28 protein-coding genes are annotated in these 24081 nt (G+C 33.0%); 12 read left to right on the top strand and 16 right to left on the bottom strand.

Features of this window, described 5'->3' with window-relative positions:
- Positions 1 to 7 precede the first annotated feature (7 nt).
- A complete protein-coding gene (locus tag HM992_RS02015; RefSeq protein ID WP_179318497.1) occupies positions 8 to 565 on the bottom strand; it encodes a porin family protein in 558 nt (185 codons plus the stop codon).
- A gap of 241 nt (positions 566 to 806) precedes the next feature.
- On the opposite strand from HM992_RS02015, the gene HM992_RS02010 reads away from it, so the two are divergent.
- From HM992_RS02010 to HM992_RS01985, 6 genes are all read left to right on the top strand, one after another.
- On the top strand, positions 807 to 1685 hold the full coding sequence (locus HM992_RS02010; protein ID WP_178986660.1) for a cell division protein FtsX: 879 nt from the start codon (positions 807 to 809) through the stop codon (positions 1683 to 1685).
- A 3-nt stretch (positions 1686 to 1688) separates the two neighbouring features.
- Complete coding sequence (locus tag HM992_RS02005; protein WP_179318495.1) at positions 1689 to 2714, top strand: TlpA family protein disulfide reductase; 1026 nt, start codon at positions 1689 to 1691, stop codon at positions 2712 to 2714.
- Between the two features lie 105 nt (positions 2715 to 2819).
- Positions 2820 to 3083, top strand: coding sequence for a DUF3098 domain-containing protein (locus tag HM992_RS02000; protein WP_178986662.1), 264 nt, complete (start codon positions 2820 to 2822; stop codon positions 3081 to 3083).
- Positions 3084 to 3140: 57 nt separating this feature from the next.
- Positions 3141 to 3932, top strand: coding sequence for an undecaprenyl-diphosphatase UppP (gene uppP, locus HM992_RS01995; protein WP_178986663.1), 792 nt, complete (start codon positions 3141 to 3143; stop codon positions 3930 to 3932).
- Positions 3933 to 4631 carry a tRNA pseudouridine(55) synthase TruB gene (gene truB, locus HM992_RS01990; RefSeq protein ID WP_179318493.1) on the top strand — a complete coding sequence of 233 codons (699 nt, stop codon included), beginning with the start codon at positions 3933 to 3935 and terminating at the stop codon, positions 4629 to 4631.
- Between the two features lie 149 nt (positions 4632 to 4780).
- Complete coding sequence (locus HM992_RS01985) at positions 4781 to 5443, top strand: hypothetical protein (protein ID WP_179318491.1); 663 nt, start codon at positions 4781 to 4783, stop codon at positions 5441 to 5443.
- Between the two features lie 41 nt (positions 5444 to 5484).
- On the opposite strand, the gene HM992_RS01980 is transcribed toward HM992_RS01985, so the two are convergent.
- The gene (locus HM992_RS01980; protein WP_179318489.1) at positions 5485 to 6099 is read right to left on the bottom strand and encodes a thioredoxin family protein; all 615 of its coding nucleotides are present in this window, start codon (positions 6097 to 6099) and stop codon (positions 5485 to 5487) included.
- A gap of 79 nt (positions 6100 to 6178) precedes the next feature.
- Here HM992_RS01980 and HM992_RS01975 point away from each other — a divergent pair, with 79 nt between their 5' ends.
- Complete coding sequence (locus HM992_RS01975; protein ID WP_178986667.1) at positions 6179 to 6742, top strand: DNA-3-methyladenine glycosylase I; 564 nt, start codon at positions 6179 to 6181, stop codon at positions 6740 to 6742.
- Here HM992_RS01975 and aat read toward each other — a convergent pair.
- The 3 genes from aat to HM992_RS01960 form a co-directional block, all read right to left on the bottom strand.
- Positions 6723 to 7361 (bottom strand): leucyl/phenylalanyl-tRNA--protein transferase, encoded by a 639-nt coding sequence (gene aat, locus HM992_RS01970; protein ID WP_178986668.1) that lies wholly within the window; start codon positions 7359 to 7361, stop codon positions 6723 to 6725. The two genes, HM992_RS01975 and aat, sit on opposite strands and share 20 nt — an antisense overlap.
- A gap of 121 nt (positions 7362 to 7482) precedes the next feature.
- Positions 7483 to 7860 carry a DUF3127 domain-containing protein gene (locus tag HM992_RS01965; protein ID WP_178986669.1) on the bottom strand — a complete coding sequence of 126 codons (378 nt, stop codon included), beginning with the start codon at positions 7858 to 7860 and terminating at the stop codon, positions 7483 to 7485.
- Positions 7861 to 7904: 44 nt separating this feature from the next.
- The gene (locus HM992_RS01960; protein ID WP_178986670.1) at positions 7905 to 8774 is read right to left on the bottom strand and encodes a flavin reductase family protein; all 870 of its coding nucleotides are present in this window, start codon (positions 8772 to 8774) and stop codon (positions 7905 to 7907) included.
- A 124-nt stretch (positions 8775 to 8898) separates the two neighbouring features.
- Between HM992_RS01960 and HM992_RS01955 the strand changes: the two genes are divergently transcribed.
- A complete protein-coding gene (locus HM992_RS01955) occupies positions 8899 to 10053 on the top strand; it encodes a sensor histidine kinase (RefSeq protein ID WP_178986671.1) in 1155 nt (384 codons plus the stop codon).
- A 79-nt stretch (positions 10054 to 10132) separates the two neighbouring features.
- Positions 10133 to 10483 (top strand): hypothetical protein, encoded by a 351-nt coding sequence (locus HM992_RS01950; RefSeq protein WP_179318487.1) that lies wholly within the window; start codon positions 10133 to 10135, stop codon positions 10481 to 10483.
- Here HM992_RS01950 and HM992_RS01945 read toward each other — a convergent pair.
- Together HM992_RS01945 and greA are read right to left on the bottom strand one after the other, a co-directional pair.
- Positions 10478 to 10867, bottom strand: a complete 390-nt coding sequence (locus tag HM992_RS01945; RefSeq protein ID WP_178986673.1) for an HIT family protein — start codon at positions 10865 to 10867, stop codon at positions 10478 to 10480. The two genes, HM992_RS01950 and HM992_RS01945, sit on opposite strands and share 6 nt — an antisense overlap.
- A 123-nt stretch (positions 10868 to 10990) precedes the next feature.
- Complete coding sequence (greA, locus tag HM992_RS01940; RefSeq protein ID WP_178986674.1) at positions 10991 to 11464, bottom strand: transcription elongation factor GreA; 474 nt, start codon at positions 11462 to 11464, stop codon at positions 10991 to 10993.
- Between the two features lie 365 nt (positions 11465 to 11829).
- Between greA and HM992_RS01935 the strand changes: the two genes are divergently transcribed.
- Positions 11830 to 12261, top strand: coding sequence for a hypothetical protein (locus HM992_RS01935; RefSeq protein WP_179318485.1), 432 nt, complete (start codon positions 11830 to 11832; stop codon positions 12259 to 12261).
- On the opposite strand, the gene HM992_RS01930 is transcribed toward HM992_RS01935, so the two are convergent.
- The 8 genes from HM992_RS01930 to HM992_RS01895 form a co-directional block, all read right to left on the bottom strand.
- Complete coding sequence (locus HM992_RS01930; protein ID WP_179318483.1) at positions 12258 to 14474, bottom strand: TonB-dependent receptor; 2217 nt, start codon at positions 14472 to 14474, stop codon at positions 12258 to 12260. The genes HM992_RS01935 and HM992_RS01930 overlap by 4 nt on opposite strands.
- Positions 14475 to 14959: 485 nt before the next feature.
- Positions 14960 to 15364: an alternative ribosome rescue aminoacyl-tRNA hydrolase ArfB gene (gene arfB / locus HM992_RS01925; protein ID WP_179318481.1), complete on the bottom strand. Its 405-nt coding sequence runs from the start codon at positions 15362 to 15364 to the stop codon at positions 14960 to 14962.
- Positions 15364 to 16923 carry a DUF4301 family protein gene (locus HM992_RS01920; protein ID WP_179318479.1) on the bottom strand — a complete coding sequence of 520 codons (1560 nt, stop codon included), beginning with the start codon at positions 16921 to 16923 and terminating at the stop codon, positions 15364 to 15366. Before HM992_RS01920 ends, arfB begins: the two co-directional genes overlap by 1 nt.
- A complete protein-coding gene (locus HM992_RS01915; RefSeq protein WP_179318478.1) occupies positions 16920 to 17489 on the bottom strand; it encodes an AAA family ATPase in 570 nt (189 codons plus the stop codon). The genes HM992_RS01920 and HM992_RS01915 overlap by 4 nt, the downstream gene beginning before the upstream one ends.
- Positions 17450 to 18082: a nicotinamide riboside transporter PnuC gene (pnuC, locus tag HM992_RS01910; protein WP_179318476.1), complete on the bottom strand. Its 633-nt coding sequence runs from the start codon at positions 18080 to 18082 to the stop codon at positions 17450 to 17452. Before pnuC ends, HM992_RS01915 begins: the two co-directional genes overlap by 40 nt.
- The gene (locus tag HM992_RS01905) at positions 18066 to 18326 is read right to left on the bottom strand and encodes a thiamine-binding protein (RefSeq protein ID WP_179318474.1); all 261 of its coding nucleotides are present in this window, start codon (positions 18324 to 18326) and stop codon (positions 18066 to 18068) included. The genes pnuC and HM992_RS01905 overlap by 17 nt, the downstream gene beginning before the upstream one ends.
- Position 18327: 1 nt before the next feature.
- Complete coding sequence (locus HM992_RS01900) at positions 18328 to 19059, bottom strand: geranylgeranylglyceryl/heptaprenylglyceryl phosphate synthase (protein WP_179318472.1); 732 nt, start codon at positions 19057 to 19059, stop codon at positions 18328 to 18330.
- Positions 19060 to 19168: 109 nt separating this feature from the next.
- Entirely contained in the window at positions 19169 to 19795 is a 627-nt protein-coding gene (locus HM992_RS01895; protein ID WP_179318470.1) for a 4'-phosphopantetheinyl transferase family protein, read from the bottom strand.
- A 128-nt stretch (positions 19796 to 19923) separates the two neighbouring features.
- Here HM992_RS01895 and ahcY point away from each other — a divergent pair, with 128 nt between their 5' ends.
- Complete coding sequence (gene ahcY / locus HM992_RS01890) at positions 19924 to 21240, top strand: adenosylhomocysteinase (RefSeq protein WP_179318468.1); 1317 nt, start codon at positions 19924 to 19926, stop codon at positions 21238 to 21240.
- A 98-nt stretch (positions 21241 to 21338) separates the two neighbouring features.
- A complete protein-coding gene (locus HM992_RS01885) occupies positions 21339 to 21809 on the top strand; it encodes a DUF1569 domain-containing protein (protein ID WP_179318466.1) in 471 nt (156 codons plus the stop codon).
- Between the two features lie 94 nt (positions 21810 to 21903).
- Here the strand turns inward: HM992_RS01885 and HM992_RS01880 are convergent, their stop codons facing one another.
- A complete protein-coding gene (locus HM992_RS01880) occupies positions 21904 to 24033 on the bottom strand; it encodes a S46 family peptidase (RefSeq protein WP_179318464.1) in 2130 nt (709 codons plus the stop codon).
- Between the last annotated feature and the right edge of the window lie 48 nt (positions 24034 to 24081).

The raw sequence follows: 24081 nt of genomic DNA, 5'->3' as shown, positions 1-24081 counted from the left end.
TGGGAGATTAAAACTTATAGCCCAAAGCGACTTGAAAAACACTGTTTTTTATATCTGGATTTTCTGCTACAGTTGAGATTCCAAAATTATAACGTGCTTGCACAAATAGGTTTGAACCCAAATTATAACCAAGTCCAACATTTGCACCAATATCAACACTAGAGGCATCTGTGTCTTCATCTGGTAAATCACTATCTATATACTCGCCTTTATCATTAACCAGAAACGAAAATTGTGGTCCTACTTCTAAGCTAAATCTATCAGCTACATAGTATTTAGCCATAATTGGAATGGCTAAGTAATCGACTTTTATCTTAACCACATCTTGTACTTCAGAACCCTGTCTAGAATATAAAAGTTCGGGTTGAAGTGAGAATTTTTCACTTAATGGAATTTCGGAAATGAATCCCACATGAAATCCGATAAGGCTGTTTCGGTCAGCATCTCCTCCTGTAAAATTAGAGATATTGAGTCCGGCTTTGGCTCCAAATTCAATATCTTGAGCATTGGTTTTTTCCGTTAATCCTAAAGCTGCAAGTGCGACTACAACGAGTAATTTTTTCATAATAATTGATTTTAAGGTTTAATTGATTGTTCAAGCTTTGACAAGAACTATGCCAATACAAAATTTAAAAGCTATTAAGTCTAGTAAGAAAACATCTGAATTTGTTGTTGAAATACCATAGAATTTAGGTGCACTTACTTACTTTAAGTCATCATATACAACACTATTAAAAGTTCACCGTTGTAATAGTTAACATAAGCAAATTCTTTATTATTTTTACAGCATAAATCCGCATTCATTCATGGCATCATCTTTTGACAAATATCAAAAACGTAAACTGATATCATCTTACATTTCTGTAGTGATAAGTATCGCTTTGGTCTTGTTTCTTTTAGGCTGTTTGGGTCTTTTAGTCATCAATTCTAAAAAAGTAGCAGATCACTTTAAAGAACAAGTGGTAATGACCATTTATTTGAATGATACGGCAAAAGAAGTCGAAGTCAATCAGCTAAAAAAGAGTTTAGCGATGGCGGATTACACAAAAGATGCCCTTTATGTTTCTAAAGAAGAAGCCGCAGAGTTTATGAAAGCCGAAACAGGTGAAGACTTTATGGATTTTGTAGGTTACAATCCTTTAAAGAATTCGATTGACGTACACTTAAAAGCAGATTTTGTAACGACAGAACAATTAACTGAAATAACAGATGCGCTTTCCAATAAAGCATTTATTGAAGAAATAAGATACGATAATGATTTGGTAGAACTCATGAATGACAACGTTAAAAAAATCACGTTTTGGGTACTAATTATTAGTGGGTTGTTTACGTTAATTGCTGTTTTATTAATTAATAGTTCTATACGATTAGCCGTGTATTCTAAGCGTTTTATTATAAAAACAATGCAAATGGTCGGTGCAACCAAAACCTTTATTCGCAGGCCTTTTGTATGGAAAAGTGTGCAATTAGGAATCATTGGTGCACTAGTTGCCTTAGGAGGCATGGCAGTTGTTTTATACTATTTAGACCTCACGTTTCCTGAATTAGAATTACTAAGAAACACCGTTTTAATTGCAGGCTTGTTTGTCGGCATTTTCCTATTAGGCATTGTAATTACTTGGATTAGTACTTTCATCGCCACACAACGTTTCTTAAACTTGAAGACGGATCAACTTTATTATTAATGCATGAAAGTTTCTGTTTACGTTCTAGCGTTATGTCTAATTGGTCTCTTTAGTTCATGTAATACTCTTGAAACGATACATCCCAATAGTATTTCAGTTGAAATTTTAAGTGAAGTACAGCCAGATAGTATTAAAGTTGTAAGCTATAATAATTCTGAAGGTATTAGTTCAAAACATGGAAGTCCTTATATTTTTAACTTTAGCAAGACTATTAATGATGCCTTTATAATTGATGTTTTTAAAGACGAAAAAACATATTCTGAAAAAGTATTTCTTAATGGTGAACGTTTAAAGATTCAAGTGGAATTATTACCTGAATCGTTAAAGATTGATACTGTAATTGGATCTGAAATTTATACTAAATCTATTCGTTTCTATTCCGATTTAGATAGTTTAAATAGGCTTGAGATTAACAATTTTGATGTCAATACATTTTTATTGAACAGTGTGGAGGAGAATCTTAATCATCCGTTTTCTTTTGAAATAAGCAATCATTATATAGATAAAAACAAAAATTATAAATCTAGATTGATTGATTTAAAATCTATTTTAGATAAACAATCAGATACTTTAAAAGCACACACGCTAAGTGTTCATAGAGTTTTAAAAGACTTAGTTAAAACCGAGAGTTTGGATCTTTCAGCTTTTGAGTTCTATAATAGAAAAGGAGCACTTGCAAAAGTAGACAGGTCTCATACAGGAGATTATCTTTTAGATTTTTGGTTTGTTCAATGTCCACCCTGCGTTCACGATCATAAAAAGATGGTTAACTATTTAGAAGTGTTTGAAAAAAACAATGTAGAATTAATTGGTATTTCTATTGATACACAAGCTGATAAATGGCTAAGTTATTTGCAGAAGAATAATTATGATTGGCAAAACTATAGAGAATTAGGAAGCGATAACGATCTTGTTGAAGTTATGGATGTATGGGAATTTCCTACGTATATACTTCTCAATAGCAAAGGTGAAATTATTACTAAGTTTTATTCTTTTAAAGACATAGAGAATTATTACAGTAAATATTAGACATTAGAATCCGCTTTTATCACTATTAAATTTACAAACTCTTAACGTTTCTATTAGAAATAAAACTGTTACTTTGCATATTACTATAGTAAACTAGAAATGACCATGGGACAACAAAAACGAAATGAAGACTCAAAATCCGAATTTATCTTTGGAAAGAAAAACTATAAATTCTTATTTATAGGTTTAGCATTTATTGTTGTTGGGTTTATCTTAATGTCTGGTGGTGGTAGTGACGATCCTAATGTTTTTGACGAATCTATATATAGCTGGAGACGAATTCGTTTAGCACCAACACTAGTCTTAATTGGATTTGGTATTCAGGTTTACGCTATTCTTTTGAATCCTAATAAAGACTCTAAAAAATAATTCATATTTTATTTACATTTACAGCGTATCATTTCTCTTAATTGATACTTTTGTCTCATGGAAATTATAGATGCAATTATTTTAGGAATTATTCAAGGTCTTACGGAGTTTTTACCTGTATCCTCTAGTGGTCACCTAGAAATAGGAAAAGCCATTCTTGGTGATAATTCTGTACCAAAAGAAAGTTTGTTGTTTACCGTTGTTCTACACTTTGCCACTGCATTAAGTACCATGGTAATTTTTAGAAAAGATATTTTTGATATCATAAAAGGTATTTTAAAATTTGAATGGAATGAAGATCTTCAGTTCATTTCAAAAATTGCTTTATCCATGATACCAGCTGTGATAGTAGGTCTCTTTTTTGAAGAAGAATTAGAGCAACTTTTTAATGGAAATATTCTTCTTGTAGGTTGTATGCTTATTGTTACAGCCGTATTACTCTTCTTAGCAGATAAGGCTAAAGATACACAGAAAAAAGTATCGTTTTCTAATGCGTTTATCATTGGTATTTCTCAGGCTATTGCTATGCTGCCAGGTATATCACGTTCAGGTGCTACAATTTCAACCTCTGTGTTATTAGGTAATGATAAAACTAAAGCAGCTCGATTTTCATTCTTAATGGTTGTGCCTTTAATATTTGGTAAAATTGCTAAAGACCTTTTAGGAGGTGAATTAACCTATGATAGTTCTAATGTAACCGCGTTGAGTGTTGGTTTTATAGCCGCTTTTGTGGCCGGTTTATTTGCTTGTACTTGGATGATTGCTTTAGTGAAAAAGAGTAAATTATCATATTTTGCTATCTATTGTGTTGTTGTCGGTGTTATTGCTATAATTTGGTCTCTAGTATAAATGAAAACTAAAGAAGATTATTTAAACGGAGAAGTCTTATTAATAGATAAACCCTTAACGTGGACCTCTTTTCAGGCGGTTAATAAATTGCGTTGGGAAATTCGTCATGCTTTTGATATTAAAAAGATTAAAGTAGGTCATGCTGGGACTTTAGATCCATTAGCAACAGGATTATTGGTGATTTGTACTGGTAAAATGACCAAGCAGATTAATATTTTTCAAGGTCAAGTAAAGGAATATACTGGGACGTTTGTTTTAGGAGGAACAACCCCTTCTTTTGATTTAGAAACGGAAGTCAATGAAACCTTTCCTACAGATCATATTACAGACGACTTAATTCAGAATACAATTCCACAATTTATAGGTCAAATAAATCAATTTCCTCCCGTGTTTTCCGCGATTAAAAAAGATGGCAAACGGTTATACGAATTTGCAAGAGCAGGTGAGGAGGTTGAAATTAAATCGAGACAAGTAGAAATCACTGAATTTGAAATCACTGAAATTAATCAATTAGAATTACATTTTAAAGTGGTATGTAGTAAAGGAACTTACATTAGATCTTTGGCGAACGACTTTGGAAAAGCATTAAATTCTGGGGCGCATTTATCATCATTACGACGCACGCGTATTGGAGATTTTAAAGTAGATGATGCCTTAACGCCTGAAGATTTTATAGCCAATTTACCTTCCAAAGCGTGATTTAACACCGGTTTAAGATAAGTTCTTAAACTATTTCTTCATTATAATCGTATCTATTAATAGACTAAAACTATTTTATACTGAATTTTGTTGATCAACATAAAGCCGCAATAATTACATTTCTTTTAGCAGGAATTGTAGTCTTTGGCATGTTTAGTTTACAGCTGAAACTTCAAGATGATTTAGTGACTGAAAGTTATTATCTCATGGAACCAGAACCTGAAATAACAAAAGAAGACCTTCAGGACATAGAAGATATCAATGGGAAATCTACCAATAAAGCATTTAACGAAGACCAAGAATATAAAGAAATGATGCGCAACTTTAAAACTGTTGACGCCAATGATTTTGAACGTACTACAAAAGCCATGGCAGAAGCTAAAGCAAGTGAGGTGCTAGAGGAAACAAGTATTAACAAATCGTATGCAGGTAGTAATGCTTACGCTTTAAATTCAGAAGAAACAGAATCTTATAAAAAACTTCAAGAAGAGTTAAAGCAACGGTTGGATAATAAAAAACAAGCAGATGAACACGCCAAAGCAAAAAGTACGCTAACCTATTCTTTAAAAGGTAGAACCTTAACCCATTATAAGACACCACGATATTTATGCGAATATGGAGGAAAAATAGTAGTGAGTATTAGAGTGAATGACGCAGGTGATGTTATTGATGCTTATATTAATGGTTCTTCTAACTCAGATAACCAGTGCTTAATAAATCATGCAATTTCTTATGCTGAAACTGTTCAGTTTGATACATCAGACAAGAAAGAGCAATTAGGTACGATTACGTTTTTGTTCAAAGGGAAATAAAAGTGTGGCTTCGACTATGCTCAGCCACAGAAATACATGACTCATTTTAATAAGTTAACCAAATCCTCAATAAGAGATTGGCCTTTATCTTTATTATACCAGCGCTGTAAATCTTCTTTAAATTCTGGTGTTAACATACCGTGTTCAGCTTTGTAATCTTGTACCATTTTTGTTGCCACTGTAGGTCGTGGTCCAAAGGTGCCTAAAACAGCATTCGTTTCAGAATCTAACATAATTAATTTAGGAATTGATTTTCCTCCATTAGTTAAAAACTGATCCATTAGTGCTTCATTTTCATCTCTGAGTACAATTTTATAATCAATAGCATCATTAAGCTCAGCTACTTTATTAATAATAGGCATAATATGAGCAGCATCTCCACACCAACTTTCAGAAATTACCAACCACGTTACTTTTTTATCAATACTTTCAATCTTGGTTTTCATAGCATCAGAAACTTTAGCCGTTTTATCCCAACGTCTCATACGTCTGTCGTTTAGTAGTGTGTACTCCACTAAAGCATCTGTTTTATCGTTTCCGGTAGTCGATTTTTCTTCAACTAATTTTATAACTAATTCTCTGTATTCAGCATAAGTCATACTGTTTTTTAGACTTTCTGAAATTATATCTTGTAAGGTAAGTGTGTCTGTATTCATGATAACAAAAATAATATTCCGTTGCCATTTTTTATGCAACAGTTGTTACATTAGTAGTATTAAATAAAAATCCTTACAAATGACTAAAAACAGATGCGGTTGGTGCGTTGGTGATCCCTTATATGAAGCGTATCACGATGAAGAATGGGGAGTTCCTGTGTATGATGACGATACACTTTTTGAGTTTTTAATTCTTGAAACATTTCAAGCCGGATTAAGTTGGATTACGGTTTTAAAAAAGCGTGAAAATTTTAGAAAGGCCTTCGATAATTTCGATTATAAAAAAATTGTAAACTATGATACTTCTAAAGTTAAAGACTTATTACAAGATGTAGGCATCATAAGAAATAAGTTGAAAGTAAATGCTACGATTACTAATGCGCAAGCTTTTATGAGAATTCAGGAAGACTTTGGATCCTTTTCTAAATATATATGGGATTTTGTAGATGGAAAACCTATAAAAAATGCCGTTAAATACTACAAAGAAGCTCCTGGAAATACACCTTTGAGTGATGCAATAAGTAAAGATTTGAAGAAGCGTGGTTTTAAATTTGTGGGTTCAACGGTGATTTATGCACACATGCAAGCTACAGGAATGGTGAACGATCATGAGGTATCTTGTTTTAGATATCATGAGGTTTGAGGTATTTTATAAATTCAGCTCTTGGGATATCTTTAGCTCCTAAACTTTCGAGGTGATTGGTGTAGATTTGGCAGTCAATTAATTTATAATTTGAATTTTGAATAAAGGTGATAAACCCTACTTTACTTGCATTGCTGACTTTGGCAAACATACTTTCACCACAGAATACCTTGTCATTAATTGCAATGCCGTATAGACCTCCGACTAATACGTCATCTTGCCAAACTTCTACAGACTTAGCGTATCCTAATTGGTGGAGTTTGACGTAAGCCTTCATCATATCTTCGGTGATCCATGTGCCATCTTGCCCAATACGCTTAGTAATCGCACATTGTTCTAATACTTGATTGAAAGCTTTGTTTTCGGTAACTTGAAAAGTGCCTTTTCTTAAAACTTGTTTCATGCTTTTAGACACTTTTAAGTCTTCTGGGTATAAAACAAATCGTGGATCTGGTGACCACCAAAGTATAGGTTCTCCATCTTGAAACCATGGAAATATGCCTTCAGAATAGGCATGAAGTAAGCGTTCTGAAGACAAATCACCACCCAAAGCTAGAAGCCCATCTGCGGAAGCTTCAGATACATCTGGAAATTCAATTTTCTGAGTTAAAAAGTGCATCTTTAAATAGAATTCAAATTAGAATGGTAGCATATTTCTAAATAACTAATATAATTAAAAAAGAAAAAGACCTGCTTTAAAAATAAAACAAGTCTTTTTAGTATAAGTTTAAACTTACGATTTAGAAAGGTAAATCGTCGTTATCATCTTCTTTTAAATCACTAACTGGCTCAAAAGCTTCAGTTGGTGGTACAGGAGGCATATCTCCACTTGCAGATTGTGCTTGTACACCTTCAATTCTCCAACCTTGAATAGAGTTAAAGTATTTTGTTTCACCTTGTGGGTTAACCCATTCTCTACCTCTTAGGTTAATATTAATCTTTACTTGCTGACCTTCTTTGTAGCTGTTTAATAAATCACATTTATCTTGAACAAATTCCACCATAATATGTTGTGGGTATTGCTCTTCTGTAGTCACTACAACTTCTCTTTTTCTAAACCCGTTACTACCAAAAGTTTGAGTCTCACCTACCATTTTAATACGTCCTTGTACTTCCATTTTTGCTTAATCTATAATATTTATAATACTTAATTTTATTCTGACTACGAAAGTAATAACTTCCAAGCACTTTCTACGTCTCCATAGCTCAAATAATTTTGAGCTAACTTGTGTTTTTCTCTGTGAGATGCCGTTTTTATGTCCGGATAGCGCTCACTGATGTCATCAATAAACTTATTAACATCGTCTGTATTTGGCAACGTTTCAACATTTGCTAACATGCCAATATTGTTTCCTGTTAAAATCATGCTATTCTTTACCACTTCAGGCATATTATCCACGCCAATTCCCATAGAAGCTAGAGGTTTAGGGATTTCAAAAAATCCTTTTTTCGCTCTACTGTAATAACTGCCACCAGCTCTTGCTACTAAATCTAAGGCTTCTTGATTTATCGTTTGGTCAGCATTTAAAACCTCTTCAGAAATATGAAGTTTTACAACTTCACAGATGACTAAATTTCCTGCGCCTCCATCAGAACCTAAAGAAATAATATCATTGACTTTACATTCAAATTGTATTGGGGATTCTGCGACTCTAAAAGGTTTTACTTTATCTGAGGGTAACATGGTTAAGCCGGCTTTTTCAAATTCATTAGTACCTTCAGGGTATTCTGTACTTGCTAAAGATGTTTGGTGTACCATATCGTAATTCACCACATTAATAACCACTTCTTTGGTGGCTTCTACATTGTGTAATGTGTGTTTTGTGGTGTTATCTCTGACACGTCTTGCAGGTGAAAAAATCAAAATCGGAGGGTTAGCACTAAACACGTTGAAAAAGCTAAACGGAGATAAATTCGGCTTCCCATCTACATCAATGGTACTAGCAAAAGCAATCGGTCGTGGTGAAACGGCACTTAGTAAAAAGCCGTGTAAAATACTAGTTGAAAGATCTTGAGGGTCAAATGATACCATGTAGTTTGCTGATTTTTATCAAATATAATTATATTGAATTGGTGACAAAAGTATTTTGGAGATAACTAAGAACAATAATATTAACAATTTTGCATTATATTTAAAAATGATTTAAATCTAACTAATGACTTTTAGCTTCAACCGAAATATAATCCGTTGGATTATTATTGCTTCCTCTTTTATTATTATTTCTCTTATTCTTTGGAATACCTATACGTTTTTTCAAGATTTTAAGGCCGAAGAGCGTTCTAAAATGAAAACGTGGTCTGTAGCATTAACAGATATTGGAACTATAAAGTCTAATGATGAGGTCAATGAAGTGACTAGTCATGTAATTACGGAAACCATAATTAGTACTCCAGTTATTGTCATTGATAATAATGGAGAACTCAGTACGTCTAGAAATATTGATGAATCTTTACTATCAGATTCTCTTGTAGTAAAAAACCTTGTTGTTCAATTTAAAAGTGAAAACACTCCAATTGAAGTGAATATGGGCAGCAAGTCTAAACAATTTATTTATTATGGTAATTCCCCATTACTAAACAGATTAAAGTACTATCCATTAGCCTTATTGCTGATTATTTTGCTTTTTGCAGCTGTGGTCTATTTCTTTTATCGGAGTTCTAAAATTGCAGAGCAAAATAAACTTTGGACAGGTATGGCAAAGGAAACTGCACATCAAATAGGGACTCCTTTATCGTCACTTGTGGGTTGGACCGAAATTTTAAAGACTGAAAATGTAAATCCGGAATATATTCTAGAGATAGAAAAAGATGTAGACAGACTTCAAACCATAACGGAACGTTTTAGTAAAATAGGATCTGCTCCAACACTCAAAGTAATGGACATTGTAGAGGTTACTAAATCGTCTTATGACTATTTAAAATCGAGATCTTCTAAATTAATTAATTTCGAAATTGTACTTCCAGCAAGAGAGATTCCTGTTAAATTAAATGAACAACTCTTTAGCTGGACGATTGAAAATTTGGTAAAAAATGCCATTGATGCCATGAAAGGTAAAGGAGATTTAAAACTAGAATTAACACAGCTTGAAAATAAAGTCTTCATTAATATATCTGATACAGGAAAAGGGATTCAGAAGTCTTCGTTTACTAAAATTTTTGAACCTGGTTATACCACTAAAAAACGAGGTTGGGGACTTGGTTTATCTTTAGCAAAGCGAATTGTGGAAGATTATCACAGTGGTAAAATCAAAGTCTTAACATCTGAAATTGATAAAGGCACAACGATTCAAATTATATTGAGACAGGTGTAATTTGTTGTAATGTAAGGCTTATCAGGCTTTTAAAATTTATAGGTCGGAAATACTAAAAAAATTAGTTTAAATTTGGGGGATGAATTCGTCACGATTTTTTACACTAAAAGAAGCTAGGATAGGTAATAACTGTCCGGAATGCTATTCTAACGATAGTTTAGAACTTACGTTCAAGCAAAAACTTATTGAGACTAAGCTTTACAAGGCTATAACAGACGAAACTGTATGCCAATTACGCTGTTTAAATTGTGAAGTACAGATTTTTCCAATCCGTTGGACTAACGATATTGAGCGTGTGGTGGATTACCACAAAAGAGGACTTAAAACCAAACCTAAGTCCACCAAATTGAAACCTATAGCTTGGGGTTTAGTGGTTTTTGGGGTCATTGTGTTAATAGTAATTGTTCTATTTGCTTTAGGAATACTATAAATACGATCCTATTTTTTCTGCTAGTGCTTTAAACTCTTCAGGTGTTACTTTTTGCTTATTTGTAAAGCGTGCATCGTCCATGGTATGTAGTGGAATTAAATGCACGTGTACATGTGGCACTTCTAGTCCAATTACAGACATCCCAATACGCTCACATGGCACCGCTTTTTCTAAGGCAATGGCCACACGACGCGAAAATTTCATCAACGCTAAATACGTAGCTTCGTCTAAGTCAAAAATTTTATTAACCTCTTTTTTAGGAATACAGAGGGTATGGCCTTTAGAGTTTGGGTTGATGTCTAAAAACGCAAAGAAATCTTCAGTTTCGGCGACTTTATACGATGGTATTTCACCCGAAATTATTTTTGTAAAAAGTGTTGCCATAATCTAGTCAATGTTGTGTTCTATAAATATAAAAAGATTCCTATTAAATAGGAATCTTTTTATCAATAATCTATAACATTCCTGCTTTACTGAAACACGTTCAGCACAAGTTGCAAGACTGCGTTATCTCGAAATTTCTAAAATATCAAATTTCATAATACCACTTGGTACTTGTATTTCAGCAATGTCTCCAACAGATTTGCCTAATAAACCTTTACCAATTGGTGAATTTACTGAGATTTTACCATTAGTTATATCAGCTTCGCTTTCAGCAACTAAAGTATAGGTCATTTCCATACCGTTAGTTTGGTTTTTAATTTTAACCTTTGATAAGGCTAAAGCTTTAGTTAAATCTAATTGCGACTCATCAATAACGCGAGCACCAGATAAAATTTCTTCCATTTTAGAAATTTTCATTTCTAACATGCCTTGTGCCTCTTTCGCAGCATCGTACTCTGCGTTTTCACTTAAATCACCTTTGTCTCTAGCTTCACCAATTGCTTGTGATGCCTTAGGACGTTCCACATCTTTAAGATGGTTTAACTCTTCTCTTAATTTTTTTAAACCTTCAGCTGTGTAATAAGATACTTTACTCATAATTTAATCGTTTTAAATATAACGCCTTTTAATAAGTAGATTCTTTATTATTTTTGAGCCTGTCTGAAAATCAGACAGGCTCAAAAATAACTCTAGATACTATGTGCTTCTTAAAAGTTGTTATTTAATAATTATAATGTTAGCATAAAAAAAATCTCGCGCTGACGAGATTACTATGCAAATATATAAAATATTTACCGTATTGTTGAATTAATAGTAAATTGCGCATCAAAATTTGAAGTTAAAATTCATTAACAATGTTAATAATTTAAAATCCAACATGGAAAGCGAGTGTTCTCGTGGCTTTAAACGATTTAGTATTTTAATTCGTTAAATTTCAAACCATTAAAAAATATAGTAGACCTGTGAAGAAATTAATTTTAATATTAAGTTGTGTTGTCGTTTTTAGTTGTAGTAAAAATGACACTTTATATAATTGTAACTATCTACTAGATGTTGGAGTTAACCTAACAGTGAATCTTAATCTTCCACAATTTAATCAACTTTTGTTCCCTGTGAATGCTGTTAGAGTGGATGGATATGGTAATAACGGAATTATTCTTGTGAGAACGAATGCCAATTCAATTATAGCTTGGGATGGTGCAGATCCAAGTCATACGTCGTCCTCTTGTTCTAAATTAACAATTGTAGGTTTAAATGCTGTTTGTGGCTGTGAGGATGGTAATGAATATAGTTTAATTACTGGGACGTCGCTAGGCGATAATCCTCAACCCTGTACATTAAAACCATACAGAGTTGAAGCTATCGGGAATAATAGTTATTATGTTAGTAATTAAAATTTCAATGTTACACCAACTAAAAAGTTTGTTGTGGCTTGTGGATAAAATCCTGCACCTTCAATGGTTGTTACCGTAGTTGAACTAGACCAAGTATCATCATAAGTGTAATAATAACCATTTGATACATATTTTACATTAAAAATATTATTAACTAAACCTGAGAAAATAATTTCGTCAAAGACAGATTGCGTTTTTAATGTATAATTGATGTTGAAATCATTGGTAAAGAAGCTATCTAATTTAGATAAGTCTGCTTCAGTGTTGCTCATATACTGTTCTCCAACAAATTTGCTTAACAATGACATTTGAAGGTTTTCAATAGGTTGAAAAACAATCGCATTAGCCGCCACTAAACTTGGTGAAAATGAAATGTCTGTATTGCTTAAGTTTTGAGATTCTCCATCGAAAGAAAGGCTTAACTCATCTACTTTATTTGCGCTGATTGTCGTATTTGGTTGTAACGTTAATTTAGACGTTATAGGGACAATGGCTTCTAGTTCTAAACCAATACGGTAACTCTTTTCTACGTTCTGTCTAATAGGATTTCCTACATCGTCAGATTCTCCAGTCAGTACTAACTGATCTTTGTAAAACATAAAGTAAGTGTTTGCGCTAAAGCTAAAATTGTTTTTTTTATGTCTCCAGCCTAATTCGAAATCATTAAGCTGTTCTGGTTTTATACTTTGATCAACTTCAAAATCAGTTCGGTTAGGTTCTCTGTTGGCTCTAGCGTAAGAGAAGTAGAGGTCATTACCTGTGTTTAATGAATAGGTGATTCCAGCTTTGGGATTGAAAAAGGTGAAATCTTTATCTATTGCAAATTCTACAATATCAGATGTTGTTCCCGTTGTTTCATAAGTAACATTTCTTATTTGTAAATCTCCAAACAAACTTATTTTTTCGTTGAGTTTGTAATTGGCTTTGGTAAAAATAGATAGGTCATTTTTTGTGCTATTACCATCATAATAACGGTCCCTAATTTCAGTCTGACTAGCAAATTCAGCCCAAATGATTTCACCAAAATGATCACCATTATAGTGACTAAAAGAACCACCGAAAATTAAATTTAGATTATCATTTTTATAATTTGCGTTCGCGTTAAAAACATAAAAATCGTTATCTAACCAACGTCTTCTAATTAAATCGGTTTCATCAATTGTTTCACCGTTAAAGTTTAAAGGCTCCAAACCGTAATCACCAAAATCTTCATCGTCTTTGTATTGTTCAAAATAACCACGACCATAAGTGTAGTTTACACCCACTGTAGTAGACCATTGGTTATTGTAGCGTTGATTCCAGTGTAATTGGTAATGATCTTGGCTGTAATTATCAACTTCATTATCATAAAATTGAGTGTCTCCGTTATTATCGGTGTACTCTCCAGCTGTATTATAGGTACGGTCGTTTTCTAATTTGTCTAAATCTTCTAGGCCATTCCAGGCTTGATATGTGATTTCTTTGCCTCCAAAAGTGATCGCTTTAATTAACGTGTTATCATCCACATAAGACCCTTGTAAAAAGTAAGATTTTAAATCTGCTGAAGCACGATCAATATAACCATCTGAAGCAATATTAGAGAGACGACCGGCAATTTCTATATGGTCATTAATTAAACCCGTGCTAAATTTTACCGTATGTTTTCTTGTATTATAACTTCCAAATGAATTAGCAATTTCTCCAGAAGCTTCTTTAGAAATGGCATCTGTTAATACATTAATACTCGCACCAAAAGCACCAGATCCATTGGTTGAGGTTCCAACACCACGTTGTAATTGTAAGCTTTCTGTTGAGGACGCAAAATCGCCTAAATTAACCCAAAACGTCCCTAAAGATTCCGCATCATTATAAGGGATTCCGTTGATGGTAATATTAGTAGATTGTGAGCTAACTCCTCTCACTCTAATGCCGGTGTAACCAACTCCTGCACCAGCATCGGTTGTCGTTACAACTGACGGTAGAAAGTTAAGTAACATCGGAATGTCTTGTCCTAAATTACGTTTTTCCAATGCTTCTTTGGTAACGTTAGAGTGTGTAATTGGTGACTTTGCATCGACTCTAACGGCTTTGACTAGAACTTCGTCTAGCTTTTCAACTTTTGTGGAGTCTTGTTGTTTTTCTTGTCCATAAACGGAACAAATTCCTAAAAATGCAATTGAAAGTGTTAATCTCTGCCTACGTTTTTTTGAGAGATTGTTGAATAAAATTTTCATACGACTATAGTATTATAATCGAATAAAAAGAGGTCATTATTCTTTGTTAATAATTAATTTTTTGAGCTACCAGCAACTGCAAAATTTAAAAATGTCGATTTCCTTTTTGAATTTATAGCCTGTATATTAATACAAGATATAACTCAGAAGTAGAAAAATAAACATTGATAACTATTGCGTTCGCCAAAAATATCCATAAGACATTTTCTTTACGCTCTATTCCTAAACAGCATTACCTGTTCTAGGTTCAATGGGTATGATCTCAGCCGATAATAGGCACCCCTTTATTGAGAACGCGGCAAAGATATAAAGGATTTTAGGATTTCGAATTATGAATTATGAATTTTTTTCGAATTGAAGTTAAGGTGTCAGTTCGAGTGATATTCTTTTTTTTAGAATTTTGTATCTAGAACTTTTTGAAAGTATATTAACACTTTTCTGTACAGTTCTTTATGCTTCAGAATCACTCGAAGTGTTGGAAGTGGTTACTCAAGTGTTGGTGGCTTCCGATTCGCTTTTTTATCAGCATTAATCCGTTTAGCTTTTAAACGTTTTCGCTTCACTGATCTCGGAACTCTAGTTGAAATTCGTTTCTTTTCTACCTTTAATCCTTGTTGAATTAATTCTAAAAATCGCTGAGTTACTAAGGCCTTGTTTCTAAATTGACTTCTACTTTCGTCGCAGGCAAGAATTAAAACACCATCTTTAGTTAAGCGATTGTCGAAAAATTCGGTAAGCTTTTGTTTTTCGTCGTCATTAAAAACAGATGAGTTTTGCAGGTTAAAATATAACTCGGCTTTTGAAGATACCTTATTGACATGTTGGCCTCCGCTTCCCGAGCTTCGGACGTATTTATAGGTTAATTCAGATTTAAGTAAGGTTGCATCCACTATCCTTTAATTTGATGTGGTGATTTTAATAAATCGTTGACGGTTTTTACGGGGTTGAACGTAATGACTGGGACTTCAACAAAAATAGTAGTCCAGTTTGCCATACTTCCATTCCAAAGTCCAGGTAATTCCAGTGCTTTTAAATCCTTACCATTTTTAGTTTTCTCAGTTATAAAAGCAGCATTATGATCTACATAATTTTCTAAATCGAATTTTTCTCCTTTGTAATTTTTTACACCACAGACTAAATCTACGGGATTAAAGTGTGTTGCATTTTTAAGAATGTCTTCTTGATTAGGATCATTTAAATTGATTTGAGCCGACTCTACAATTTGAAGCGATTGATTGGATTTATGATCTTTTACCCAAAATGGTCCTCCGCCAGGTTCACCTTCATTTTTTACCATTCCACAAATTCTAATTGGTCGGTTTAATTTTTCTTGTAAATAGTCAATCTTATAACGATCTGTATATTTTTTATACTCATCGGATATTTTGATGCTTAATTTGTGCGTTAAGAAATTTTCTACGTCTACTAAAGTGTCTTTATCTATGACTGCTGAATCTAATTCTTGTAAATATTTAAACGTTTTAGTTTGTAATGTGATTAGGATTCCTGCTAATACCTTTTTATACTTTGCTAATTCATTTTTATATTTATAAACGACAACATTATCTATATTCTTAACAAAAATAATATCAGCGTCTAAGGCGTTTAAGTTTTTTAATAAAGCACCATGTCCAGATGGTCTAAACAGTAATGAGCCATCCGGTTCTCTAAAGGGTCTATTTTTTAATGTTACAGCAATAGTATCGGTGGATTGTTGTTGGTATGAAAACGAGATATCGAATGTTACTCCAGTATTTTGTTCAACCTGATTTTGAATATTTTTGAATTCTTTAGTAAACTTATTTTCATAAACTTCTGAAATGGTGAAGTGGAGTTTAGCCACGCCATTACTTGAAGCATACAAAGCAGACTCATATAAATGTTCTTCAAATGCTGTAGATATATGGTTGTTCTTGTAATCATGAAAAGGGAGTAATCCTTTAGGTTGGTTTCCAAAGTTGAGTTGATTTTCATCTAACATAGCTTTTGCAAAATGCCAAACCTTTTCTTGATTAGATAAGTTTTCATAATCAATCCCTTTAGATTCTAATAATTCTAAGACCTGATTGTAAAAAGGAAACTTCTCTAAGCCTACCATGAACAAGGATAACTCTTTAAGGTTATTTTTGTTAATATATGAGTTGAGTGATTGTTCATTCGAATTATATTCACTGACAAATTTGAATAGAAACTTAAACATTCTTGTTGCTGCTCCAGAAGCGGGAACAAACTTTAACAACGTCTTGTTGTCTTTTTCGGTTTCAAAAATTGAGACATAATCTTCAATACTAGAATCATTTAAGGGCATAATACCATGATTCAGCGTGGCGGCATCAGAAATACTTGTAAACGGAATTCCAGTTTCAAAAATTTCGATTTGGCTTCTAACCTTAGCTAAGGTTAAGTCGTTAGATTCTATTTGATTGATATCGTTTTCAGTAAAACTCATTTCTTCTGTTTTAGTAGGTTATTAATATGCTGAATAGCAATTTTAAGACGTTCCTCTTTATTTCCTTTTAATAAAACGTAAGGTTTATTGTAGGTTTTTAGAGCGGTTTCAAAAGCATTAAACATAGATTCGCGTTCATTGGGCTTGTCTCTTAGGTCGTCGTTTTCCCAAGGGGTGTCAATATAAGTTAAAAAGTATAGATGGTAAAAATTTTTTAGAGCATATGTATTTAAAATAGGGTCACATGTGCCTTGGTAATAAGCCTCACTATAGACTTTAGTTTCAAGTAAATTGGTGTCGCAAATTAAAACGGTGTCCGTTTTTTTTGCCAATTCGTTTTCAAGTTTCATCTGCCCAATGGCTATTGGAAGTATATCTTTAGGTTTGCAAATTTTATGCTCATTGTTCCACTTATCTTGAAGATATGTGCGTGAATATTCTGGCACCCAAACCGAATCGTAATGTTCCGCCAACTGACGAGACAATGTTGTTTTACCAGTAGATTCAGGGCCAAATAAAACTACTTTTATGCAGTTACTAGGTTGTTGTTTAAGTGCTTCTTCCATGCTAAATATCCAAAAATGGCTATTATTGTAAATCCTAAATATTGGAAACTTGTGAATGTAAATCCTTTATAAAAATATAGAGGAATTGAAATAATATCACCAATAATCCAATAAATCCAATTTTCTATTTTTCGTTTTGCCATTAACCACATACCAACAAAAAAGGTAGCAGTTGTAACAGTATCTACATAAGCGACCCAACTCGTCCATTTGTCAAAGGTTTTGTAAACGATAAATACAAAAACAAGGGTTACTATAAAAATAACAAGGCTTATAATTTTTTCTTTTTTTGTGGTTTTAGAGATTGGTGTTTCGTGTTTAGCATCTACTTTTCGAGTCCAAATGTACCAACCAACAACACTCATAATAAAGTAATACGCATTAATCATCATATCTCCTAAAAGTTGCCATTTTAGTAATAGATATACGAAAATACAAGTGCTTATCATACCTGTTGGAAATACTAATATATTGTTCTTCTTAGAGAACCAAACTGATAGAAAACCAAAAATTACTGCCACAATTTCTAAGACAATATCCATAGTTTGATAGTCTGAATATTGACTAAAAAAGAAATCAAAAATTTGGTTCATAGTCGCTGCGATTAGTTTTAACCACTTTCATGGTGAGTACAGAAATATCAACATCTTCAAAAGAACGCTTTATTTCCTTTGTTAAAAAGGGCATGAGCTCGTCATAGTTTCCAAATATTTGAGTGCTTAAAGGATTTTCTAAAACTTTAAATTTTGAATCACGCAATGCTTTAATAAAATTAATGACATGTTTTTCGTAATCATTTTGTAAAGGGGAAAGTGTGAGATCTACTGATATTTCCATGTTATGTTAAGTTTTTTAATTCATTAAAGAAGGATTCATCTTTTTCAAAAGCAGTTCCAATGACCACTAAATCCGCTCCTGCTGTATAAGCAGATTCCATTTCTGCTTTAGTTTTAATACCTCCACCAACAATTAATGGAATATTTAACTGTTGCTTTACTTCGGTTATGATATAAGATTCAATAGGATGTGTTGCTCCACTACCAGCTTCGAGATAAATGAGTTTCATACCTAATAATTCTCCTGCTTTTGCTGTGTCTTTTATAGTTTGAATATCACTTCGTTTTATCGGTTTTGTTGCACTTACGCGTTGTACAGCAGTTTCTTTTCCATTTTCAATGAGAATATAGCCTGTTGGTATAATTTCAAGATTGGTTTTAGTTAATTTTGAAACCGCTTCCACTTGTTTACCTATTAAATAATCAGGATTTCGACCAGAAATTAAAGATAGAAACAAAATACCATCGGCTTTATCTGTAATCTGGATGATATCGCCTGGAAATAAAACAATTGGCAAAATAGTGTGCTTTTTGAGTTCTATGACTAACGTTTCAGTTACTCCTTTATCGACTTCACTTCCACCAACAAAAATATGAGTCGCAACAGATTGATTGACCTTATTTATAAAGCTTGAAACCTTATTAGGTTTCATTTTATCAGGATCGATTAAAACAGCTAAGTTTTTCTCGTTAGCAATAATTGTATCTAATATGTTGCTTGTTGTGTGTTTCATTTCATTTGTAAGAATAAATTTTGGTTTAAAATTCCAAACCTAAAAATCAAATTCTAAATTGAGAATTCGATGTTCATTTTTCTTTATTCTATTTTCTTTCATCTCTAATTTATGGAATCACATAAGCACAAGTAAACCCTTCAAATTCTAAAAATGCTGTGTTGTATCTGTATTTTTTGTTATTGTAATCAATCCAAGCTACTGTTTCTCCATCTTCAAACATAAAGGGAATGACTAAAAAATGTTTTTTAAATAGCATACCAGGAGTGGCGAAAAGTTTATAAAGTGATTCTTTAATTCCCCAAATCACGGTTAGCCTTCTAATGGAATCTTCATCTATTGTGTTTAAATAACTGAACTCATAATCTACAAATTTGTGCGCTATGATTTTTATTTTTTCACGTTGTTTTTCAATATCAATACCAACCTCGCTATCGCTAATTATAATCCCTGAAAACGTAAAAGAATGAGTAATGGAAATATGTTTACCATCTTTAAGATGTGGTTTTCCATGATCGTCATAGTACAAATCTTGATCGGAATATCCAAATTCACGCAGCAGATGTCTAACACTTAAAAAACCACGCTGATGCAGTTCACTTTTCATGCCTAAAACACGTTGTAAACTTTGAGGTTTTAAATCTAAAGCCTGAAATAGAGCATCGTATGATTCTTCAATCTTCCAGATTTTAACAGTAGTTTGTGAATTTACACTAATGGTTTTATATAGTGGCATTTAGAATTCTGAATGATATTGATTACATTTGCACTGCCTAAGGCAGATTTGGTATTTTATATAGGCGAATTTAACTATTTAAGTGCTAAACCCAAAGGTGTTTAAAATATAAAAACAAAGAAAAAAATATGAGTTCAAAAACAGTTGCTTACGTACCAAATAAGGTAAAAGATATGTCGCTTGCGGCTTGGGGAAGAAAGGAAATTAATTTAGCCGAAGCAGAAATGCCAGGTTTAATGAGTTTACGTGAGGAGTATAAAAACGAGCAGCCTTTAAAAGGTGCACGTATTGCAGGATGTTTACACATGACGATTCAGACTGCAGTACTAATTGAAACATTACAAGCTTTAGGTGCTGAGGTAACTTGGAGTTCTTGTAATATTTTCTCTACACAAGATCAGGCTGCTGCTGCAATTGCTGCTGCAGGAACTGCTGTATATGCATGGAAAGGATTAACAGAAGAAGAGTTTGATTGGTGTATTGAGCAAACACTTTTCTTTGGTGAAGATCGTAAGCCATTAAACATGATTTTAGATGATGGTGGTGATTTAACTAATATGGTTTTAGATAAATACCCAGAATTATCTGAAGGTATAAAAGGTCTTTCGGAAGAAACGACTACAGGTGTTCACAGACTTTATGAACGTGTTAAAAATGGTACTTTAACTATGCCAGCAATTAACGTTAATGATTCTGTAACAAAATCTAAGTTCGATAATAAATATGGTTGTAAAGAATCTGCAGTAGATGCCATTCGTAGAGCAACAGATATCATGTTAGCTGGTAAACGTGTAACGGTTTGTGGTTATGGTGATGTTGGTAAAGGTACAGCGGCTTCTTTTAAAGGTGCAGGTTCTATTGTTACTGTTACTGAAATTGATCCAATTTGTGCATTACAAGCTGCAATGGACGGTTTTGAAGTAAAGAAATTAGAAACCGTTGTTGGTAATTCTGATATTATTATCACAACAACTGGAAATAAAGATATCGTTAGAGCTGAGCATTTTGAGGCAATGAAAGACAAAGTAATTGTAGCAAATATTGGACACTTTGATAACGAAATTCAAGTAGGTTGGTTAAACGAAAAGCATGGTGCTACTAAAGATACTATTAAGCCTCAAGTAGACAAATATAACATCGACGGAAAAGATATTATTCTTCTTGCTGAAGGGCGTTTAGTAAACTTAGGTTGTGCTACAGGTCATCCAAGTTTTGTAATGAGTAACTCATTTACAAACCAGACTTTAGCTCAGATTGAACTTTGGAAAAACTCTGAAGCTTACGGAAACGATGTATACATGTTACCAAAGCATTTAGATGAAAAAGTAGCTAAATTACACTTAGAAAAAATTGGTGTTGAGTTAACTGAACTGGCAGAATACCAAGCGGATTATATTGGTGTGAAAGTTGAAGGGCCTTATAAGCCAGAACATTACAGATACTAACAAATTTCTGCAAAAGCAGGAATCTCAGAATAGTAAAATCCCAAGCATTAGTGTTTGGGATTTTTTTTATTATAACTACCTTTCAATAAATAACTAAAATGAGTTCAGTAGATATTACAGTTTTACAAAATAAATTAGACCTTATGGAAGGTTTAATTCCTAATAGTAAAGCTATAAAGACAAGTATTTCAAAAGCGAATGTTGCATGGCATTTAGACCACAGCTTAAAAGTTATTAATGCAGTTGTGACAGCGATGCAGAATTCTGATCCAGCGTTGTATGAGGATAATTTCAGCTTTATTGGTAAGTTGTTATTAAAATTTAGATTCTTTCCAAGAGGAAAAGCAAAAGCGCCAAAATATGTTACACCACCCGAAATCATTAAAGAAGACGCTATTATATTGCAATTAGCAGAAGCGAGAGCGCAGATAAAAACGATATCTAGTTTAGATAATAACGCTTATTTTAAGCATCCCTTATTTGGGAATATAAATAAATCTAGAGTTGTTCAATTCTTGGAAGCGCATACCAGTCATCATTTAAAAATTGTGAAGAGTATATTGAAGTAACTCTATTACATATCTGAAATCAAAAAAGTCCTCACGAATTCTAAAAACTTGTGAGGACTTTTTTATGTATTGGCGACTACCAATTAAATACTACTTACTTCTTTTTACTCTTTCTTTTCTTCTTTTTCTTAGAACCATCTTTTTTAGGATGTACCAATTCCATTTCATCAATTAAATGCTTCGCACCAGCATATTTATCGACTATGAAAAGTACGTAGCGTAAATCTACCATAATATTACGGCAGATTTCTGGGTCGTAATTCATGTCACTCATAGTGCCTTCCCAAACTCTGTCGAAGTTTAATCCGACTAAATTTCCGTGTGCATCAATAGCAGGACTTCCAGAGTTTCCACCTGTAGTGTGGTTGGTTCCTAAAAAGCAAACTGGTACTTTTCCGTTGCTATCTGCATACTGGCCGTAATCTTTAGCTTCGTATAAATCGATTAGTTTTTGAGGTACATCAAATTCGTAATCACCAGGAATATACTTTTCAATCACACCATCTAAATAACTCACAGGACTATAATAAACGGCATCTCTAGGTGAATACCCTCTCACTTGTCCGTAAGTAACACGAAGTGTACTGTTAGCATCAGGAAAATAACGTTCGTTAGGTAACGCTTCCATTAATGCAGTCATATATTGCGTTTGTAAAGCCGTAATTGTTGCATTTTTTTCTTCGTATTCAGTGTTAATAGTATCGAAAAATTCAGCGATGATTGGTTTTGCATACACATAAGCAGCATCGTTATTAAGATTTTTGATGACTGTTTCAGCATCACCTTCTAATAATTCTAAAGCCGATTCTAGATTGGTAAATGCCGTGTTATCATAAATAGAAGCGTCAACTTTTTTACCATATAAAGGCATTACGTTTAGATATACTCCTTTATCTAAATCTACATCATAATTTTTATGAATACCTTGCAACTGACCAGTTAATATCGTTTTTCCTCTTTCAAGAATTTCTGGATTGTCAATTAAAGCTTGTTCCACTTGGTAAGCTCTAAAGGTCATTTGCATTAATTCATTGGTGGTTAAAAAGACTTCAATAAAGTTTCTACGTTTAATATTTATTGGTGCAAAATCTTTATAAAGTTGGTCAAATTCCGAAAGTATATTTCCATATTTGTCTTCTAAGCCTTTTTCTTTTAGGGCTTTGGTGAACGTTGCTTCAAATGCTTTGCGTTTTTCAACTGCATTACTTTTTTCAATTCCTAAGTTTTCACCAATCCATTTTTTCCATGCGTTAGCAATTCGTGCTTGTTTAGAAGCGTATTTGATTCTTACTTCATCGCTCTCTTTCATTTTTTGATCAATGACTTTCAAAGCTGCTTCTCTGATGGCGATATTTGTTGGATTAAATTCTTTTGTAATATGTTCTATAGCAACTGCTGGTAAATATTCGCTAGTCGTTCCAGGGAAACCAAAAACCATAGTAAAATCACCTTCTTCAACACCATCTAAAGAGATAGGAAGAAAATGCTTTGGAGTATAAGGTTTGTTGTCCTTGCTATATGGTGCAGGTCTGTTATTAGCATCTGCATAAATTCTGAATAACGAAAAATCACCAGTATGTCTAGGGAAAACCCAGTTGTCTGTGTCGCTTCCAAACTTACCAATGCTACTCGGTGGAGCGCCAACCAAACGAATATCATCAAAACGTTCTGTGACAAAAAGGAAATATTGATTCCCTTCATAAAATGCCTTTGTTTTAACGTCTTGCCATGATTCTTTTGGCCAAGTTTTTAGAGCGGCATTACTGTTTTTTGAAATTTGAGATTGCTTTTCCTTTTCGGTCATAGATTCTGTAATACCTGCTAAAACTACATCTGAAACATCGTGAATACTCACAATAAATTCAATAAATAAACCGTTGTTAGGCAATTCGTCTTCTTTATTCATGGCCCAAAAACCATCTTTTAAATAATCGTTTTCTAAAGATGAATGCGATTGAATTTGACTATAGCCACAATGGTGATTCGTAAGAATCAATCCTTGGTCTGAAATAACTTCACTTGTACAGCCACCATTAAAATGACCAATGGCATCTTTTAAACTCGAATTGTTAACATCATAAATATCTTGAGCTGTTAATTTACTGCCCAAACTTTGCATTTCATCTTCGTTCATTCCTTCTAAAAGCGAAGGAATCCACATACCACCTTGTTGAGCGGAAGCTTGAAAAACAATGAAAAGAAAAAGAATTTTTAAAAAGCGCATAGTTAATAATTTATTAGTTTTTGTAAAGATAGAAAAGCTTGTTTTATA

This window comes from Winogradskyella helgolandensis (genome assembly GCF_013404085.1).
GTDB classification, from domain to species: domain Bacteria; phylum Bacteroidota; class Bacteroidia; order Flavobacteriales; family Flavobacteriaceae; genus Winogradskyella; species Winogradskyella helgolandensis.
Note: the sequence above shows the minus strand (reverse complement) of the source record. Positions and strands in the feature narration are given on the sequence as shown.